Genomic DNA, 18,447 nt, shown 5'->3' with positions numbered 1-18,447 from the left:
TCGGAAAGACGGTCAGAAGGACGGGATGACGGAACCCGCGTACTTGTCCTCGATGAACTTCTTCACCTCGGGCGAAGTGAGCAGCTTCGCGAGCTTCTTGACGCGCGGGTCCTTCTCGTGGCCCTTCTCGACCGCGAGGAAGTTGCCGTACGGGTTGTTCTTCGCCGACTCCAGGATCAGGGCGTCCTTGGCGGGCTTCAGACCCGAGGAGATGGCGTAGTTGCCGTTGATGACGGCCGCGTCGACATCGTCCAGGGAGCGCGGGGTCTGGGCCGCCTCCAGCTCCTTGAACTTGAGCTTCTTCGGGTTCTTGGTGATGTCCGCGGGGGTGGCCTCGTTGCCCACACCGGACTTGAGGGTGATCAGGCCGTTCGCCGCGAGCAGCTTGAGGGCGCGGGCCTCGTTCACGCTGTCGTTCGGGACGGCGACCGTCGCGCCGCTCTTGAGGGCGTCGGCGCTCTTGACCTTGTGGGAGTAGAGGCCGAGCGGCTCCAGGTGGACCGTGACGACGGGCACGATGTGGGTGCCGTTCTTCTTGTTGAAGTCGTCCAGGTACGGCTGGTTCTGGAAGTAGTTGGCGCCCACCGAGCCGTCCTCGGTCGCCGTGTTCGGCGTGACGTAGTCGGTGAACTCCTTGACCTCCAGGTCGAGTCCGGCCTTCTTCGCCAGGTGGTCCTTGACGTAGTCGAGGATCTCGGCGTGCGGCGTGGGGCTCGCGGCGACGACCAGCGGTCCGCTGTAGTCGGAGGAGGCCGAGGAGGAACCCTTGTCCGAGCCGCAGGCCGAGAGCGCGAAGGTGAGGGCTCCGGCGGCGAGGACGGCAGTGGTGAGCTTTGCGGTGTTACGCACGAAAAGTGCCTTTCCTGAAGGGTGTTGCGTGGTACGACCCCGCGATGGGTGGTGCGGGGAGTTCTGGGGGGGAGCGACGAACGGTCCGGCTCAGACGGTCTCGCTCGTCGCGGTGGACGCCTTGAGCAGCCGGAGCCTGGGCCCGGGACCGGACTGTCCGCCGCGCCGGTGCATGGAGCGGGCCGCGTAGTCGCCGGCGAACTGGATGAGGGAGATGACGACCGCGAGGATCGCCACGGTGATCCACATCAGCTGGGTCTCGAAGCGCTGGTAGCCGTAGCGGATGGCGATGTCGCCGAGGCCGCCGGCGCCGACCGTGCCGGCCATGGCCGAGTAGCCGATGAGCGCGACGATCGTGGTCGTGGTGCTGGAGATCAGCGAGGGCAGGGACTCCGGCACGAGGACCTTGCGCACGATCGTCCAGGTGTTGCCGCCCATGGACTGCACGGCCTCGACGAGCCCGCCGTCCACTTCCCGGACAGCCGTCTCAACGAGGCGCGCGAAGAAGGGGATCGCCCCGATCGCGAGCGGCACGATGGCGGCCTCGCGGCCGATCGTCGTGCCCGTGATGGTCCGCGTGAAGTTCATCAGCGCGACCATGAGGATGATGAACGGCAGCGAGCGGGCGACGTTCACGATCTGCCCGATGACCTTGTTGGCGGCGACGTTCTGGAGCAGTCCGCCGCGGTCGGTCAGGACGAGCAGGATGCCGAGCGGGAGTCCGCCGACGACGGCGATGACCGTGGACCAGCCGACCATGTACAGCGTGTCCCAACACGCCTGGGACAGCAGCGGCTGCATCTCGGACCAGGTCACTTGGCACCTTCCCTCAGCAGTACGGGCTCCTGGCCCAACACGTCGATCTGCAGGCCCTGTTCGCGCAGGAAACCGATCGGCACGACGTTGTCCTCGTAGCGACCGGGCAGTTCGATGCGCATACGGCCGACCTGGAGTCCGCCGACGGTGTCGATGGCGGCGCCGAGGATCGAGATGTCGATGTTGTAGGTGCGCGAGAGCTGGGAGATGACCGGCTGGGTGGCGGCCTCGCCGTGGAAGGTGACGTCGACGACCGTGCGGTCCTCGCCGTGCGCCTCTCCGCTGACCGGGAAGAGCGCGGAGGCCAGCGCGGAGCCCGGGGTCGCGAGCAGTTCGCTCACCGTGCCGGACTCGACGATGCGGCCGTTCTCCATCAGGGCGGCCGAGTCGCAGACGTTCTTGACGACGTCCATCTCATGGGTGATGAGCAGGACGGTCAGACCCAGCTGCCGGTTCAGGTCGCGCAGCAGCTGGAGGATCGAGCGGGTGGTCTCCGGGTCGAGGGCGCTGGTGGCCTCGTCGGAGAGGAGCACCTTGGGGTCGCCGGCCAGCGCGCGGGCGATGCCGACGCGCTGCTTCTGGCCGCCGGAGAGCTGGGCCGGGTAGGACTTCGCCTTGTCGGCGAGCCCGACGAGGTCGAGCAGCTCAAGTGCCTTGCGCGAGCGCTCCTTCCCGGACGTGCCGAGGATCTCGAGCGGCAGCTCGATGTTGTCCTGGACGGTCCGCGAGGAGAGCAGGTTGAAGTGCTGGAAAACCATGCCGATACGGCTGCGCGCCTGCCGGAGTTCCCGTCCGGCGCGGGGTCCGCGCCCGGCGAGGGCGGTGAGGTCCTGCCCGGCGACGGTGACCGTGCCGGCGGTGGGCCTCTCCAGCAGGTTGACGCAGCGGATGAGCGAGGACTTGCCGGCGCCGGACTGGCCGATGACGCCGTAGACCTCGCCTTCGCGGACGTGGAGGTCGACGCCGTCGAGGGCGGTGACCTCACGGCCGCGTGAGCGGTAGACCTTGGTCAGGCCCGATGTGGTGATCACTGGGGTTCCATGACTGTCGGGTACGCGGGCGTGGGTGTGCCCTGGTACGAGGGGGGAAATGTGCGCGGGGCGGCGTCGGTCACATACGGCACAGGGCGTATGGACATGCACATGCCACGACGGCTCGCTTCGGGGCGCGAGGCTCTGGGATGGTGCGGGGGCCCTCTAGAAGGCGCACATTCGACACATACAACGAGCACCGGGCGTCAGGGTCGCCTCGGTCGCAAGGGTGCGGTAGCTCGTCGTGGTCATGGAATCAGTAAAGCAGACGTACGGTCCTGACAAAGGGCCGCTGTCCGCATCCCGGACAGCGGCGGACGCCCGTCAGCCGCGCTCGGAGATCTCCACTCCCCCGTCGCTGACCAGCGCGGACAGGGCTGACAGGTCACTCACAACAAGGTCGGCGTCGAGCTCGTGGGCCTCGTGGGTTGTGGCCAATGCCACGGTGATCATTCCGGCCGCGCGGCCGGCCTGGAGTCCCGCCGGGGCGTCCTCGAAGACGACGCAGTGGGCCGGGTCGACGCCCAGTTGGCGGGCGGCGAGGAGGTAGGGCTCGGGGTCGGGCTTGCCGCGCGTGACGTCCTCGGCGACGACGAGGGTCTTGGGGAGGATGCCGGCGTGCGCGAGCCTGGCCTCGGCGAGCCGGCGGGTGGCGGAGGTGACGACGGCCCAGCGGTCGGCGGGCAGCGAGTCGAGGAAGTCCCGGGTGCCGGGCAGGAGAACGGCGCCCCCGTTGGGCACGTCCTCCACCTCCAGCGCCTCGATCCGCGCGACCGCGGCCGGGACGACGTCGGCGGGCAGCAGGTCGGCGGCTATCGCCACGGCGGTCCGCCCGTGCAGCTCGACCCGAGCGAAGTCCTCGGCGGTGATCCCGAACTCGGCCGCCCACCGGGTCCAGCACCGGCGCACGGATTCGAGGGAGGAGACGAGTGTGCCGTCGTTGTCGAACAGGAGGGCTTGAGCGTGGATCGTCATGCACTCGACCCTACGGTCAGCGGCCTTATGGCCCGTAATAGGGTCACTGCATGCTTGATGCCCTGACGCTGGCGATCGGTGTCGCCGCGCTGCTGCTCGCCGCCTGGTGCGGGTGGGCGGCCTACCGTGATCAGCCGACCAAGGACTGGCACTTCACCGGCATGGCCGTTGTCACCCTGCTGGCCACGGTCCAACTGGTGGTCGGGATCGTGCAGTTGGCGCGCGGCGAGAAGGCGGAGCAGGGCACCGTGATCTTCGTGGCGTATCTGCTGGGCGCGTTCGCGACCGTCCCGGCGGCGGGTCTCATGTCCCTGACGGAGCGCACCCGCTGGGGTTCGATCACGGCCGCGGCCGGCGGCGTGGTCCTCGCCGTGCTCGAAGTACGGCTCTACGACATCTGGGGAGGCTGAGTTGACGGCCACGGAAGAGAACGCGGAAGAGCGGCCGAAGCGGCTCATCGGCGGGCCCGGCCTGCTGCTCGTCTGGTTCTACGGCGTGATGGTCGTCGGCGCGGTCTCCCGCTCCGTCTACCAGATCGCCACCGAGTTCGACCGGGCCCCGCTCGCCTACTCCCTGTCGGCCGTGGCGGGCGTGGTGTACGGATTCATCACGTACTCCCTGATCCGCGGCGGCGAGACGGCGCGCAGGGCGGCACAGGTCTGCTGCGCCGCCGAACTCGCGGGTGTGCTCGTCGTCGGAACGCTGACCGTCATCGACAGTTCGGCCTTCCCGGACGCGACGGTCTGGTCGTACTACGGCGCGGGTTACATCTTCATCCCCGTGCTGCTGCCGCTGTCCGCGCTCTACTGGCTGCGGAAGAACCGCACGGCCGACGACACCGTCACGCCGTAGCGACGTACGCCTCGACCGGCTTCTCCAGGACGATCATCGGTACGCCGTCGTCGCCCTGGGAGGTGCCCACGGTCTCGTAGCCGACGCGGCGGTACAGGCGGAGGTTGCCCTCGCTGCGGTGGCCGGTGTGGAGGCGGAACTTCTTGGCGCCGCGCTCACCGGCGAGGGCCGATTCGGCCGCGCGGAGGAGGCGGGCGCCGATGCCGTGGCCCTGGAGGCGCGGGTGGACGCAGAGTTTGCCGATGGCCGCCGCGCCGTCCTCCGTCACCGTGCCGCGGACCGATCCGACCACCTCCTCGCCAAGCCGGGCGACGAAGACGCAGTCGGAGCCGACCTCGCTCCGGACCGAGTCGAGACTCTGGACGAGCGGGTCGATGCGGTAGTTGCCGTACAGCGCCGCCTCACTCTGGAAGCACAGGTACTGCAGCCTGAAGATCTGCTCTGAGTCCTGCTCGGTCGCCACCGAGATGGTCACGCTCATGCCCATGTGCGCACGCCTCCCGCTCACCTGATCGCCACTTGATTCCTCACTCCTATCCCCGTGCTTCGTGGGCCGCAACCTCCGGCGTCAGCAATCGCCGAAGACATCCCAGACATCTGGAACGTTCCGGGCCGAGACTGCCCTGTGAGATACCCAACTCCCCCGCGATCTCGCGATAAGTGAGGTCCTTGGGCGACAGCAGCGCCTCCATCAGCCGCGGGCAACGGCCCGGCAGCCGGCGCACCGCGTCATGGAGCGCGCGATGCCGCGCCGCCGTGAGCGCGGCCTGCTCGGGGCCGCGGTCGCTGTCGTCGACCGGATCATCGTCGTACGACTGCTCGAGGCGGGCGGTACGGCGGGTGCGCTGGGCCTCCGAGCGGACCGCGCGGCGGAGCCAGCGCTGGGGGTCGACCGGGGGGCCGGAGGCGTCGAGGCGTTCCAGGAGGCGGAGCCAGACGGCCTGTTCGAGGTCGCCGGGCTCGGTTCCGGAGGCATATGCCTCAGCCGAGGCCTCGGCGGCGAGCAATGGGCGCAAGGTGGCGACAAGTTGGTGCGTCATATGCGGCACGACGCGGCCGCCCCGGCACGAGGTTGCCGGGGCGGCCGTCTGTCACTCCAACGGGGCGCGGGGCTCAGCCGTTGACGAAGTCCGCGCGGGCGAGGAGACCGGTGTCGGCGTTGTCGGTGAAGACACCGTCGATGCCGGTGGCGAAGTACCGCTTGAAGGCGCCGAACGCGTCGCCGTAGGCGTCCGCGGCGCTGCCCTTGCGGTACTCCAGCGGCAGGAAGGGGTTCTCGTTGCGCATGGTGTAGGGGTGCAGGATCAGGCCCGCCTTGTGCGCGTCGGCGACCAGGGTGGTCTCCTTGTTCAGGCTGCCGTCGGCGTTCTTCGTGATGATCAGGTCGAGCGTCGGGCCCAGGCCGTCCGCGTAGGTCGCGATCTCGGCGAGACCCTTCGGCGTGACCAGGTCGTCGACCGTGCGCGGGTCGCCCAGGTCGACGAAGTCGAAGGGGCGGGTGCCGGTGCCGGACAGCAGCACGACCAGCGGGTTGCCGACGAGCTTGTTGATCTTCGCGATGCTGGTCGGCTCGAAGGACTGGATTAGGACCGGCGAGTTCTTACGGTCCTTTCCGTGCCGCCGCAGGATCGTCGAGAGCAGCTTCTCCATCTCGAACCCGCGCTTGCGGAAGTAGGTGGGGTGCTTCATCTCGGGGTAGATCCAGACCTGCTTGCCGCGCTTGCGGGTCTGCTCGTCCTGCCACTTGAGGACCTCTTCGAAGGTGGGGATCTCCCAGCGGCCGTTGTAGAGCATGTTGTGCGGGCGGTTGACCGGGATGCGCTCGATCGCGCGCAGGGTCTTCAGCTCGGCGAGCGTGAAGTCCTCGGTGAACCAGCCGGTCGTGGAGACGCCGTCCAGCAGCTTGGTGGTCTTGCGGGAGGCGAACTCGGGGTGGTCCGCGACGTTCGTCGTGCCGCCGATCTCCGGTTCGTGCCGACAGACCAGGTGGCCGTCCTTGGTGGGGACGAGGTCACCGGCCTCGACGATGTCGGCGCCCATGTCGAGCGCCAGGTTGTACGAGCCGAAGGTGTGCTCCGGGCGGTAGCCGCTGGTGCCGCGGTGCCCGACGATCGTCGGCTTGGGCAGGTCCTTCAGGCCGCCGCCCCCGTGGCGGGCCGTCGTCGCCTCGGCGGCTCTCGCCGCGCCCGCCGGTCCGAGTGCGGCCACTCCCGCGCCGAGCACGGCGGCGCCGAGCAGCGCCCGTCGTCCGGTGCCGCCCACTCGCTCGTTCGGCCCCTGCGTTCCCTGCGTGTCCATGAAACCTCCTGGCGTCGCCCCGTCGCTGCGCGCCGATCGTAGGTGCGCGTACATGACGAACGGGAGACCTCGGCCGGAACACGGCGCTGACGCTGGATGTCGTACCGTCTGGCAGGTTTGACGCGCTGTCACCGAGGAACGCGAGATGCGTCACAACATGGCGGCCCGGTTACGGGACGGTCCTGGCGCGGCACCGCAGGTAAACGTGCGTCAACACTGCGTAAGACCTCGGTGAACCCGATGTGCAATACCCCGGGCCCCGCGAGTATCGTCCTCACCTGCACAGATTTATATCGAACCCCTTGACACCGGAGGGCCCGTTGTCCCGCTTCGCGCTCATCAAGGCAGTGCTCGGACCGATCATGCGCCTGATGTTCCGCCCCCGGGTGGAGGGAATCGAGCACATCCCGGGAGACGGTCCGGTGATCCTGGCCGGCAACCACCTCACGTTCATCGACTCGATGATCCTTCCGCTGGTCTGCGACCGGCAGGTGCTCTTCATCGGCAAGGACGAGTACGTCACCGGCGAGGGCTTCAAAGGCCGTCTCATGGCCTGGTTCTTCACCGGCGTCGGCATGATTCCGGTGGACCGGGACGGGGCGAACGGCGGCGTCGCGGCGCTGATGACCGGGCGGCGCATCCTGGAGGAGGGCAAGGTCTTCGGGATCTACCCCGAGGGGACGCGCTCGCCCGACGGCCGCCTCTACCGGGGGCGGACCGGGATCGCCCGGCTCACGATGATGACCGGGGCGCCTGTTGTTCCGTTCGCGATGATCGGGACGGACAAGTTGCAGCCGGGCGGTGCGGGTTTTCCCCGGCCGGGGAAGGTCACTGTTCGGTTCGGTGAGGCGATGGAGTTCTCTCGGTACGAGGGGATGGACCGGGACCGGTATGTGCTGCGGGCCGTGACGGACTCTGTGATGACCGAGGTCATGCGGTTGTCGGGGCAGGAGTACGTGGATATGTACGCCACGAAAGCCAAGGCCGCGTAAGGGTTCGTTGTTGGGTGCGGGTGCGTGGGGGCTGGTCGCGCAGTTCCCCGCGCCCCTTTCGGGGCGCTTCCCTTACCCGGCGTCTTCGAGTTTCTGGCTCTTCAGCATGAACCATGCCGCAACTGCCGTTGCCAGTAGGACTGTTGCGCCTACCGCCGATGCCACGCTGAGGCCGCTGACGAAGGCTTCTCTCGCCGAGGTCAGCATTTCCTGGGACGCCTGGGTCGGCATGCCTGCCGCCGCTTCCACCGCGCCGCCCAACGACTCGTGCGCGCCGCTCGGCGTTCCCGCCGGAGCTGCGAAGCCCCGGTACACGCTCGTCACGATGGAGCCGAGTACGGCGATGCCCAGGGCCGCGCCCAACTCGTAGGCCGTTTCCGAAACCGCCGATGCCGCGCCCGCTTGTTCCTTCGGTACGGAGGAGAGGATGACGTCGGCTGTCACCGTGAAGGAGAAGCCGGCGCCCACGCCGACCACCAGGAGCGCGGCGCCCAGGAGCGGGTAGCCGGTCGACTGGTTGAGAGTCGTCAGTACGGCTAGTGCCAGGCCCACTGCCGCCAGGCCGCCGGCGACCACCGCACGGACCGAGAAACGGCGGGCCGTCCTGCCCGCGATCAGACCTGCCGCCACCGCGCCCACCGCGGCGGGGATTTCGGCCAGGCCCGCCTCGAACGGGCCCCTCCCCTGGACCAGTTGGAGGTACTGGGAGAGGAAGAACACCAGGCCGGACAGGCCGAGGATGGTCAGCAGGTCGGCCAGGACGGCCGCGCTGAAGCCGCGGTTGCGGAACAGGCGCATGTCCAACAGGGGTGCCGGGAGCGTGAGTTGGCGGCGTACGAACCAGTACAGGGCCGCCGCGCCGAGGGCGCCCACCGCGAGCGAGGGCAACTCGAAGCCGTGGGTCGCCGCTTCCTTGACGGCGTAGACCACGCCGATCACGCCGACCAGGGACAGCGTGACGCTGATCAGGTCCCAGGGACCGGGGCTGGGGTTCTTGGACTCGGGGAGTGTCTTGATGCCCACCAGGACCAGGACCGCCATCACGGGCAGGTTGATGAGGAAGACCGAGCCCCACCAGAAGTGTTCGAGGAGGAAGCCTCCCGCGACAGGGCCGACTGCCGTACCGGCGGAGGCAGTTGCGCCCCAGATGCCGACGGCGAGGCTGCGCTCGCGCGGGTCGTGGAAGAGGTTGCGGATCAGGGCGAGGGTGGCGGGCATCAGGGTCGCGCCCGCGACGCCGAGGAGCGCCCGCGCCAGGATCATCAACTCCGGTGTCGTGGCATAGGCGTTGAGGATCGATATCGCGCCGAAGGCGGTGGCTCCGATCAGCAGGATCTTCTTACGGCCTATCCGGTCGCCGAGGCTGCCCATCGACACGAGCAGGCCCGCGATGACGAAGGAGTAGACGTCGCCGATCCAGAGGAGCTGGGTGCCGGACGGCTTCAAGTCCTCGCTGATGTAAGGGGTTGCCAGGCCGAGGACCGTCGCGTCCACGGCCACCAGCAGCACGGCGAGCACCAGGACGGACAGCGCGAGCCAACGGCCCGGGCGCTTCTCCGTCTCCGACGCGAGTGCCGGCTGCAGGGTGCTGGTCATGATTCCTCTCTCCGTGTTTCGTCTCTGCGTAGTGCGCCGCCGAGCAACAGCTCGACGATCATGTGGGTGAAGTCGTTGGCCGCCACCCGGCCCTCCTGGACGGCCCAGGCACCGGAGGCCATCAGGCCGTACAGGGCCTCGGTGAGCCAGGCCGGGGTGAGGTCGATGCGGAACTCGCCGCTCGACTGGCCGCGCCGGAAGAGCGCGGCGATCCGGTCGTCGATCCGGGTCCAGCCCTCGTTCTGTTCCTCGCCCTCGAACAGCTGGTTCTCGGAGTAGAGGAACGCGAGCAGGCCGGCCGCCGGTTCCAGCGCCCGCACCAGTCGTCGTACGGCGTCGTGCGCGGGACCTTCGTCCAGGCGCGCCGTGTCCAGGGCCGCCTCGCATTCGGCGATGCCCAGCGCCTCCAGTGCGCGGACCAGGGCGTCACGCCCCGCGAAGAGGCGGTGCAGCGTGGCCCGGCTGATTCCGGCCGCCTTGGCGACCTCGTCCATGGTGGACGTGGATTTCCGGGTCAGCAGGGCGGCTGCGCTGCGCAGTACGTGGTCACGGTCGACGGCCATGAGACAACCATAACCCACATGAGACACTCGCGTCTCATAATGGGCATGCGTGACTCGCCACTCCGGACCGGAGCAGGTGTAGGTGTACGTGTAGGTGTCCCGTCAGTGCCAGGGCAGCCGGCCGCGCCGCGCCCAGTACGCGCCCGGTTCCTCCACCAGCGTTGCCAGGCGGGCCAGTTGGTCCTCGTCGAGGTCTACGGCCGCCGCGTGCAGGTTGGAGGCGAGCTGTTCCAGGGTGGCCGCGCCGGAGAGGACCACGCCGGCCCACGACTGGCGCAGGATCAGCGCCAGAGCGACCGCGTCGGCGCCGAGGGATGTCTCCTGGGCCACGGCCTTCAGGGCGTCCGGGGCGTACGGCTCCGCCAGCCTTCCGTTGGCCATGCCCTCCTTGACGATCACCGTGAGGCCGGCGTCGTGCGCCTCGGTGAGGGCCGGGCCCGCCGAGGTCTCCAGGGCGTTGTAGGTCGACTGGACGGTACGGAAGAGGGGCTCGCCGTCCACTGTCACGGTGAGCGCGGCGCGGATCGCGTCTGCCTGGGCGGGGCCGCTGGTCGAGAAGCCGACGGTCACGCCTGTCGCCGCCAACTCGGCCAGTCTCGCGTGGAGTTCCTTGTCGGTGAGGGCCGGGCTGTCGGGGGTCACCGAGTGGATCTGGTAGAGGTCGAGGCGGTCGCCGAAGAGGCTCGCGGTCTCGGCGCGCTGACGTTCGTACGTACCGACGCCGTGGTCCTTGACCTCGTGCTTCTCCGCGTCGGTGGTCCAGTCCGCGGTGTAGGTGTAGCCCCACTTGCTACCGACCACGATGTCGTCGAGGTCGGGGTGTGCGGTCAGCCAGTCCGCGAGGAACTCCTCTGAGCGGCCGTAGGAGCGGGCTGCGTCGAAGTAGCGGACGCCTTGTGCGTAGGCGGCGTCGAGGAGTTCGTGGGTGCGGGTGCGGAGGGCTTCTACGGTGCGGGTCTCTCCGAGGTCTTTTTCCCGGCCCAGGTTGATGTAGCCGGGGCGGCCCACGGCGGCGAGGCCCAGTCCGAGGTGGCTGGTGGGGGTTGTTGCTGTTGCCAGTCGGGCGAAGGGCATCGCGGGCTCCGTCTTGGTCGGCTCCGGTACGGCTTCGACCAACGTAACCCGCGATGACCTGCGCTTCAGAGCTCGGGGCTTGCGGTGTTCTGGCGACTGCGGGCACATCGTGGCTTGTCGCGCAGTTCCCCGCGCCCCCAGAGGGCCTGCGGCCCTTGGGGGCAGAATGCCCAGGCCTACTTCTTCTTGGCCGTTGCCCAGGCGTGCTGAACCGCCAAGTCCCGCTTCACCTCAGCCAGTTGGATTGCCACCGCGCTCGGGGCCGTACCCCCACGGCCGTTTCGAGATGCCAGGGCGCCCGGCACGTTCAGGACCGACCGCACCTCCGGGGTGAGGTGGGGGGAGATCTTCGCGAACTGTTCGTCGGTGAGGCCGTCGAGTTCGATGCCCTCGGATTCGGCGACCTTGACGCACTCGCCGGCGACCTCGTGGGCGACACGGAAGGGGACGCCCTGCTTGACCAGCCACTCGGCGATGTCCGTGGCGAGGGAGAAGCCGGCCGGGGCGAGCTCCTCCATGCGGTCGCGGTGGATGGTGAGGGTGGCCATCATGCCGGTGAACGCCGGGAGCAGGACCTCGAGTTGGTCGATGGAGTCGAAGACCGGCTCCTTGTCCTCCTGGAGGTCGCGGTTGTAGGCGAGCGGGAGGGCCTTGAGCGTGGCCATCAGGCCCGTCAGGTTGCCGATCAGGCGGCCCGACTTGCCGCGCGCCAGCTCCGCGATGTCCGGGTTCTTCTTCTGCGGCATGATCGACGAGCCCGTGGAGAACGCGTCGTGCAGCGTCACGAAGGAGAACTCCTTCGTGTTCCAGATGATGATCTCCTCGGCGATCCGGGAGAGGTTCACCCCGATCATCGCGGTGATGAAGGCGAACTCGGCGACGAAGTCGCGGGAGGCCGTGCCGTCGATGGAGTTGGCGACACTGCCGTGCTCGAAGCCGAGGTCCTTCGCCACCGACTCCGGGTCCAGGCCGAGGGAGGAACCCGCGAGCGCGCCCGAGCCGTACGGCGAGACGGCCGTGCGCTCGTCCCACTGGCGCAGGCGTTCCGCGTCCCGGGACAGCGACTGGACGTGGGCCAGCACGTGGTGGGCGAACAGCACCGGCTGGGCGTGCTGGAGGTGGGTGCGGCCGGGCATCGCCACGTCCGGGTGGGCCTCCGCGAGGCCGACCAGCGCGTCCTGGAGGTCGGCGATCAGGCCGCCGATCGAACGGGCGTGGTCGCGCAGGCACATGCGGAAGAGGGTGGCCACCTGGTCGTTGCGCGAGCGGCCGGCCCGCAGCTTGCCGCCGAGGTCGGGGCCGAGGATGGTCAACAGGCCGCGTTCCAGGGCCGTATGGACGTCCTCGTCGGCGATCGTGCCCACGAAGGAGCCGTCGGCGACGTCCGCTTCGAGCTGGTCCAGGCCCGCGAGCATCCGGGTCAGCTCGTCGTCCGTGAGGAGGTTCGCCTTGTGCAGCACACGCGCGTGGGCGCGGGAACCGGCGATGTCGTAGGGCGCGAGCCGCCAGTCGAAGTGGACGGACGCGGACAGCTTCGCCAGGGCCTCGGCGGGACCGTCGGCGAAACGACCGCCCCAGAGCCGTACGTCACCGCTGTTGCTGCTCACTTGCGCTGCTCCTCAAAGGCCGTGGGTGGGTCGCGTTGTTCTGCGCTGTCCCTGCATTGTCTCGCATGCATGATTATGCAGAGTACTGCATGATTCGTCAATTTTAGTGACCCTTGAACAACAGCAACCGCTTACCCGTACTTCTCGCCGAACGCAGGCGCCGCGTTTCCCCCCACGAGTCACCCCAAGTTCACCCCTGACCCGAGTGAGGCATTCGCATGTCCAGGGCTCTCCCCAAGTACAACAAGCGTCGCGTCGTGTTCATCGGCGGTGCCGCCGCCGTGGCGCTCACCGGTGCCGTCATCGCCGGTACCGCCCTTGCCGGGACGCCGGACAAGAGCAGCACCGCGCAGAGCGCCCAGACGTTGTCCGATCCCGGGACGATCGCCTGCCCGGACGTGAAGTCTCAGCTCCCGGCCGTTCCGGCTTCCGCGCAGGCCGAGGTCGACCGCAACCTCACCCTCCTCGACACCCAGATCGCCGAGGCCAACAAGCGACTCGTCGACACCGTCGGGCAAGGCGGGGCCAACTTCGTCCAGAACGCGATCCTCGGCCCCCTGAAGGACAAGCGCGTCTCGACCATCGAGCGGATCGCCATCTCCATCGGTCGCCAGGGCACCAAGCCGACCGGGCTCGACGCGCTGGCCGCCTGCACCCTGAACACCGGTGGGACCGAGGCCGGCGGGACCGAGACCGGTACCGAGACCGGTTCGACCGACACCGCGACTCCGAGCGCCACGGCTGCCGCCACGGAGGCGGCCGGGGGTACGGAAGACACCGGCGACGCGTCGAGTGCGGTCGGGACCATCTCGTGCCCCGACGTGAAGTCGCAGCTCCCCGCCGTTCCGGCTTCCGCACAGGCCGAGGTCGACCGCAACCTCACCCTCCTCGACACCCAGATCACCGAGGCCAACAAGCGACTCGTCGACACCGTCGGACAGGGCGGCGCCAACTTCGTCCAGAACGCGATCCTCGGCCCGCTGGCGGACAAGCGCGTCTCTACGATCGAGCGGATCGCCATCTCCATCGGTCGCCAGGGCACCAAGCCCTCCGGTCTCGACTCCCTGGCCGCCTGCACGCTCACCAAGTGACGTGACAGGCAGCCGTGGCCGCCCCGATGAACGCCGGCCGGGGCGGCCACGGTGACGCCTGGACCGGCCGCGTCTTCCCTGTTCGGCCCAACTGAGCTGCCGTCACCCCGTCCGCGCTCTACCGTCTGAGCCATGCGTCCCGGTGTCCTCGCCCTTGCGTCCGCGTCCGTCCTTCTGCTGCTCGGTGCGGTGCCCGCGCGTGCGGTGGAGCCTCCGTCACCCTCGTCGCTCGCGGATACCGGGGGTGGGAGTCAGCTGATCCTCGCGCAGGCTCCGCGTACGAACTCCACGGCGGGGACGCTGAGTTGGTGGGAGCGGCGGGGTGGGGCCTGGGTGAGGGTCGGCTCGGTGGCCGCTCGGTTCGGGGCGAAAGGGCTCGTCGAGGGTGGGTGGCGTAAGCAGGGGTCGTACACGACTCCCACGGGGTTGTACGACCTGCCGTTCGCCTTCGGGATCAAGGCCGCTCCGGGTGGGACCAAGGCCAAGTACCGGCGGGTAAGCGGGAGTTCGTGGTGGTGTGAGGACACTCGGTCCCGGGTCTACAACCGGTGGAGCGAGCCCCTGGCGAGGGACTGCCGGGCGTCCGAGTCCGAGCGGTTGATCTCGTATCCGACGCAGTACGCGTACGGGTTCGTCGTCGGGTTCAACTACGCCAAGCCCGTGAAGGGGCGCGGGGCCGGGATCTTTTTGCATGTCAACGGGCGTGGGGCCACCGCCGGTTGTGTGTCTGTGCCGGGGGATGCGATGCGGAGGATTCTTGCGTGGGTCGATCCTGGGCGGGGGCCGCACATTGCTGTGGGGACGGCTGGTGGGATTACGGCGATCACTCGGTACTGAATCGCGAGAGCGCCGTTGGGGTTTCGGACGAGTGGCGAGTGCGCGCCGGATGGGGCTGAGCGCGCAGTTCCTCGCGCCCCTAGGCAGCTCCACCTGACGGAAGTTTCACCGTGAACCTCGTCGCCCCTGGGCGGCTTTCCAGTTCCACGCTTCCCCCGTGCGCCTCCGTAACCGCCGCCACGATCGACAGACCCAGCCCCGCTCCTCCCCCGCCTCCGCCCTCCGTCCGTCTGCGGTCCGCGCGGGTGAAGCGTTCGAAGACTCCCGGCTGGATCTCGGTCGGGACTCCGGGGCCGTCGTCGTGGACCACCAGGCAGGTCGCCCCACCGCCCGTTCCCGCCTCCGCGGTCACCTTCACCGTCACGGTCACCTTTGTGCCAACAGGCGTATGCAAACGTGCGTTGGCCAACAAGTTGGCCAACACCTGTTGGAGGCGGTGGGCGTCGCCCGTCACCGTGACCGGTTCCTCGGGGAGTTCCAGGGTCCAGCGGTGGTCGGGGCCGGCGGCCCGGGCGTCGGTGATGGCGTCGAGGACCAGACGGGTGAGGTCGACGTGGCGGCGTTCGAGGGGGCGGCCCGCGTCGAGGCGGGCGAGGAGGAGCATCTCGTCGACCATGACGCCCATGCGTGCCGACTCGGCCTCGATGCGCTCCAGCGCCCGGGTCACCTTGGGCGGGACGGGGTCCGGGTGCAGCAGGGCGAGTTCGGCGTGGCCCCGGATCGACGCGACCGGTGTGCGCAGTTCGTGACTGGCGTCGGCGGCGAAGCTGCGCAGCCGTTCCTCGCTGGCGTGCCGGTGGGTGAGCGCGTCCTCGACATGGCCGAGCATGCGGTTGAAGGCACCGGCGACCCTGCCCACCTCGCTGCGCGGATCGGACTCCGGTGCCCGGGGCGGCAGGGTCACCTCGCCGCTGGCCAGCGGGAGTTCGCTGACCCGGGTGGCCGTGGCGGCGACCCGGCTGAGCGGCCGCAGCGACCAGCGCACCCAGAGCGCGCCCGCGAATCCGGCGGCCAGGAGCGCGGCGCCGAAGACGATCGCGGCGACCGCCTCCAGGCGGTGGACGGCGGCCTCCACCGACTCCAGCGGGAGTCCGGTGATCATCACGTCGCCGTCCCGGCCCGCGGAGGCGAGGACGCGATACCCGCCGAGGGATGAGAGGCGGATGCTGCGGGCCTTGCCGCCGACCGGCACCGCGGCGAGTTCCCTGCGGTCCCGCGCGGTCAGGGCGACCTTCAGGTCGGTCGTCGCGTCGTCCTTGTCGGCGGGTACGACCGCCGCGTTGGTGACGGTGCCGTCGACCAGGCGGGCGCCGAACGTGCCCGGTGCCTGCCGTCGGGTGTCGCCGCGTTCCCGGTCGTCGGCGTCGTGGTCGGTCAGCGTCTGGCCCTTGTGCTCCAGGCTGGCCGGGAACTGGGTCCCGACCTCGGTCAGTTGCTGGTCGAGGCGGCCGGTGAGGAAGCCGTCCAGTTCGATCACCGCGGCCACCCCGACGGCCGCGCAGCTGACCGCGAGCAGCACCACCAGGCCTGCCGTCAGCCGCGCCCGCAGGGTGTGCGGCCAGCGCAGTCCCCGTACTCCCCGTAGTACCCGTAGTCCCCTGCTCGGTCCCCCGCGCATCAGGGCACCGGCTTGAGCACGTACCCGGCCCCGCGCACGGTGTGGATCATGGGCGCGCGGCCCGCGTCCACCTTCTTGCGCAGGTACGAGATGTACAGCTCGACGACATGGGCCTGGCCGCCGAAGTCGTAGGACCAGACGCGGTCGAGGATCTGGGCCTTGCTGAGGACGCGGCGCGGGTTGCGCATGAGGAAGCGGAGCAGTTCGAACTCGGTCGGCGACAGCTCGACGAGGTCGCCCGCGCGGGTGACCTCGCGGGCCTCCTCGTCCATGACCAGGTCCCCGACGGTCATCCGGGGGCCCTCCTCCTGCTGACGGGCCATGCCCGCGCGGCGCAGCAGGCCGCGCAGCCGGGCGACGACCTCCTCCAGGCTGAAGGGTTTCGTCACGTAGTCGTCGCCGCCCGCGGTGATGCCGGCGATGCGGTCCTCGACCGTGTCCCGGGCGGTGAGGAAGAGCACACAGACGTCGGGCTTCACCTCGTGCAGGGAACGCAGCACGGCGAAGCCGTCGGTGTCCGGGAGCATCACGTCGAGGACGACGGCGTCGGGCCGCAGCTCGCGCGCCCCGGCGAGCGCTGCGGCTCCGTCGCCCGCCGTGCGGACCTCCCAGCCCTCGTAGCGCAGGGCGCCGGTCAGCACCTCGGCGAGGTCGGGGTCGTCGTCGACGACGAGGACGCGCACGGGGGTGCCGTCGGGGCGGGTGAGGGCCGGTCGGCCGGAGCGGGTCGTGTTCATGGCTCCTACCAGCATCTCCCCTGGTGGCGCCCTCGGCCGCGGTGAGCGGCTCTGAGTTTCCTCTGAGAAAGCCGAGAAAGGCGTCCGCTCAGAGATCCCTCAGAGGTTCGGCCCGCACAGTTGCGTGCAGGACGGGTGAAAGGACACGCACATGACCACCGTGTACGAACGGCGGGCGGCACCGCCTGTGGCGCCGACCCCCCGGCGTTCACCGGCGGGCGCGGTGCTCGGGCTGCTGTGGGCCGGGGCGGCGGCCGCGGTCGCCCTCTGGTGGGCACACACCGGTTCGGTGGTCGGGGCGGCGGGCTGGCTGACCGGGGCCGGGCGGCTCGCCGGGCTGCTGTGCGGGTACGCCTGTGCCGTGCTCGTGGGGCTGATGGCGCGGGTGCCGCTGCTGGAGCGGCGGGTCGGCTCGGACCGGGTGGCGCGCTGGCACGCGATGGCCGGGCGCTACACGGTCTGTCTGCTGGTCGCGCACATCGTGTTCATCCTCCTCGGGTACGCCGCCCAGGACCGCGCCTCGATCGTGCACGAGACGGTCACGGTCGTCCTGGACTACCCGGACATGCTGAAGGCCACCTTCGGCGCGGTCATCCTGTTCGCGGTCGGCATCACCTCGGCCCGTGCCGCGCGCCGCAGGCTGAGCTACGAGTTCTGGTACTACGTCCATCTCCTCACGTACGTCGCCGTGTTCCTCTCCTTCTTCCACCAGCTGTCCCTGGGCAACGAGTTCAACGGCGACGCGGGAGCGACGGACGCCTGGTACGCGCTGTACCTCGGCGTCGCGGCACTCGTCCTCTGGTACCGGATCCTCGCCCCGGTGCGGCTCAACCTGCGGCACCGGCTGCGGGTCGAGTCGGTGCACCGGGAGGCGCCCGGTGTGTATTCCGTCGTGGTGCGCGGGCGGCGGGTCGACCAACTGGGCGCGGAGGCAGGGCAGTTCTTCCGCTGGCGGTTCTTCGGCGAGGGCATGGGCTGGACGTCGACGCCCTACTCGCTGTCGGCACCGCCCCGCGGTGACCTGCTGCGGATCACGGTCAAGGCGCTCGGCGACCACAGCGCGGCGGTGCCGTTGCTGCGGCCGGGGGCGCGGGTGTGGGCGGAGGGGCCGTACGGGTCGCTGACCGCCGAACGGCGCACCGCACAGCGGTCGTTGCTGATCGCGGCAGGGGTCGGCATCACCCCGCTGCGGGCGCTGTTCGAGACGCTGCCCGGTGACGTCACGCTGCTGTACCGGGCGCGTACGGCTCAAGACCTGGCGCTGGGCGCCGAGTTGGAGGCGATCGCGCGGTGGCGCGGGGCGAAGGTGCTGTACGCGCTCAACGGGCCGCAGGGGCAGCGACCGATGCTCACCGCCGTGTCCCTGCGCGAGGCCGTGCCCGATCTCGCCGGGCACGACGTGTACATCTGCGGTCCGCACGCGTTCGCCCAGGAGCTGTACGGGGCACTGCGCGCCGCCGGTGTGCCGGACCGCCGTATCCACCACGAGTCGTTCGAACTGTGAGGCAGTC

At 69.6% G+C, this 18,447-nt stretch carries 19 protein-coding genes; 6 read left to right on the top strand and 13 right to left on the bottom strand.

The features are described from left to right. Positions 1-12 precede the first annotated feature (12 nt). The 4 genes from OG714_RS41120 to OG714_RS41105 all read right to left on the bottom strand — a co-directional run bounded on the left by OG714_RS41120 (position 13) and on the right by OG714_RS41105 (position 3,671). Positions 13-849 carry a MetQ/NlpA family ABC transporter substrate-binding protein gene (locus OG714_RS41120; RefSeq protein WP_406128789.1) on the bottom strand — a complete coding sequence of 279 codons (837 nt, stop codon included), beginning with the start codon at positions 847-849 and terminating at the stop codon, positions 13-15. A 90-nt stretch (positions 850-939) separates the two neighbouring features. Continuing rightward, positions 940-1,665, bottom strand: a complete 726-nt coding sequence (locus OG714_RS41115) for a methionine ABC transporter permease (RefSeq protein ID WP_406128788.1) — start codon at positions 1,663-1,665, stop codon at positions 940-942. Beyond that, positions 1,662-2,696: a methionine ABC transporter ATP-binding protein gene (locus tag OG714_RS41110; RefSeq protein WP_406128786.1), complete on the bottom strand. Its 1,035-nt coding sequence runs from the start codon at positions 2,694-2,696 to the stop codon at positions 1,662-1,664. Before OG714_RS41110 ends, OG714_RS41115 begins: the two co-directional genes overlap by 4 nt. A 324-nt stretch (positions 2,697-3,020) precedes the next feature. After that, the gene (locus OG714_RS41105) at positions 3,021-3,671 is read right to left on the bottom strand and encodes an HAD family hydrolase (RefSeq protein ID WP_406128784.1); all 651 of its coding nucleotides are present in this window, start codon (positions 3,669-3,671) and stop codon (positions 3,021-3,023) included. A 50-nt stretch (positions 3,672-3,721) separates the two neighbouring features. On the opposite strand from OG714_RS41105, the gene OG714_RS41100 reads away from it, so the two are divergent. After that, positions 3,722-4,081: a hypothetical protein gene (locus OG714_RS41100; RefSeq protein WP_406128783.1), complete on the top strand. Its 360-nt coding sequence runs from the start codon at positions 3,722-3,724 to the stop codon at positions 4,079-4,081. 1 nt (position 4,082) lies between these two features. Then, positions 4,083-4,523, top strand: a complete 441-nt coding sequence (locus OG714_RS41095; RefSeq protein ID WP_406128781.1) for a hypothetical protein — start codon at positions 4,083-4,085, stop codon at positions 4,521-4,523. On the opposite strand, the gene OG714_RS41090 is transcribed toward OG714_RS41095, so the two are convergent. The 3 genes from OG714_RS41090 to OG714_RS41080 all read right to left on the bottom strand — a co-directional run bounded on the left by OG714_RS41090 (position 4,513) and on the right by OG714_RS41080 (position 6,821). Continuing rightward, positions 4,513-5,010, bottom strand: coding sequence for a GNAT family N-acetyltransferase (locus OG714_RS41090; RefSeq protein WP_033282214.1), 498 nt, complete (start codon positions 5,008-5,010; stop codon positions 4,513-4,515). The genes OG714_RS41095 and OG714_RS41090 overlap by 11 nt on opposite strands. Positions 5,011-5,056: 46 nt before the next feature. Further along, a complete protein-coding gene (locus OG714_RS41085) occupies positions 5,057-5,563 on the bottom strand; it encodes a sigma-70 family RNA polymerase sigma factor (RefSeq protein ID WP_406128779.1) in 507 nt (168 codons plus the stop codon). A gap of 73 nt (positions 5,564-5,636) precedes the next feature. Next, a complete protein-coding gene (locus OG714_RS41080) occupies positions 5,637-6,821 on the bottom strand; it encodes a glycerophosphodiester phosphodiesterase (protein ID WP_406128777.1) in 1,185 nt (394 codons plus the stop codon). 320 nt (positions 6,822-7,141) lie between these two features. On the opposite strand from OG714_RS41080, the gene OG714_RS41075 reads away from it, so the two are divergent. Then, on the top strand, positions 7,142-7,813 hold the full coding sequence (locus OG714_RS41075; RefSeq protein WP_318021589.1) for a lysophospholipid acyltransferase family protein: 672 nt from the start codon (positions 7,142-7,144) through the stop codon (positions 7,811-7,813). Positions 7,814-7,885: 72 nt separating this feature from the next. Here the strand turns inward: OG714_RS41075 and OG714_RS41070 are convergent, their stop codons facing one another. From OG714_RS41070 to argH, 4 genes are all read right to left on the bottom strand, one after another. Continuing rightward, complete coding sequence (locus tag OG714_RS41070; protein WP_406128775.1) at positions 7,886-9,409, bottom strand: MFS transporter; 1,524 nt, start codon at positions 9,407-9,409, stop codon at positions 7,886-7,888. Then, entirely contained in the window at positions 9,406-9,972 is a 567-nt protein-coding gene (locus tag OG714_RS41065) for a TetR/AcrR family transcriptional regulator (protein ID WP_406128774.1), read from the bottom strand. The genes OG714_RS41070 and OG714_RS41065 overlap by 4 nt, the downstream gene beginning before the upstream one ends. A gap of 102 nt (positions 9,973-10,074) precedes the next feature. Further along, on the bottom strand, positions 10,075-11,046 hold the full coding sequence (locus OG714_RS41060; RefSeq protein WP_406128772.1) for an aldo/keto reductase: 972 nt from the start codon (positions 11,044-11,046) through the stop codon (positions 10,075-10,077). Positions 11,047-11,222: 176 nt separating this feature from the next. After that, entirely contained in the window at positions 11,223-12,653 is a 1,431-nt protein-coding gene (gene argH, locus OG714_RS41055) for an argininosuccinate lyase (RefSeq protein WP_406128771.1), read from the bottom strand. 218 nt (positions 12,654-12,871) lie between these two features. On the opposite strand from argH, the gene OG714_RS41050 reads away from it, so the two are divergent. Further along, the gene (locus tag OG714_RS41050) at positions 12,872-13,744 is read left to right on the top strand and encodes a hypothetical protein (RefSeq protein ID WP_406128769.1); all 873 of its coding nucleotides are present in this window, start codon (positions 12,872-12,874) and stop codon (positions 13,742-13,744) included. A gap of 132 nt (positions 13,745-13,876) precedes the next feature. Next, on the top strand, positions 13,877-14,581 hold the full coding sequence (locus OG714_RS41045; protein ID WP_406128767.1) for a L,D-transpeptidase: 705 nt from the start codon (positions 13,877-13,879) through the stop codon (positions 14,579-14,581). Between the two features lie 79 nt (positions 14,582-14,660). Here the strand turns inward: OG714_RS41045 and OG714_RS41040 are convergent, their stop codons facing one another. After that, the gene (locus OG714_RS41040) at positions 14,661-16,199 is read right to left on the bottom strand and encodes a sensor histidine kinase (protein ID WP_406128765.1); all 1,539 of its coding nucleotides are present in this window, start codon (positions 16,197-16,199) and stop codon (positions 14,661-14,663) included. Beyond that, positions 16,199-16,936 carry a response regulator transcription factor gene (locus OG714_RS41035; RefSeq protein ID WP_406128764.1) on the bottom strand — a complete coding sequence of 246 codons (738 nt, stop codon included), beginning with the start codon at positions 16,934-16,936 and terminating at the stop codon, positions 16,199-16,201. The genes OG714_RS41040 and OG714_RS41035 overlap by 1 nt, the downstream gene beginning before the upstream one ends. Before the next feature lie 151 nt (positions 16,937-17,087). Between OG714_RS41035 and OG714_RS41030 the strand changes: the two genes are divergently transcribed. Then, on the top strand, positions 17,088-18,440 hold the full coding sequence (locus OG714_RS41030) for a ferric reductase-like transmembrane domain-containing protein (protein ID WP_406128762.1): 1,353 nt from the start codon (positions 17,088-17,090) through the stop codon (positions 18,438-18,440). Positions 18,441-18,447 lie beyond the last annotated feature (7 nt).

The organism is Streptomyces sp. NBC_00989 (assembly GCF_045162655.1).
Taxonomy (GTDB): domain Bacteria; phylum Actinomycetota; class Actinomycetes; order Streptomycetales; family Streptomycetaceae; genus Streptomyces.
Note: the sequence above shows the minus strand (reverse complement) of the source record. Positions and strands in the feature narration are given on the sequence as shown.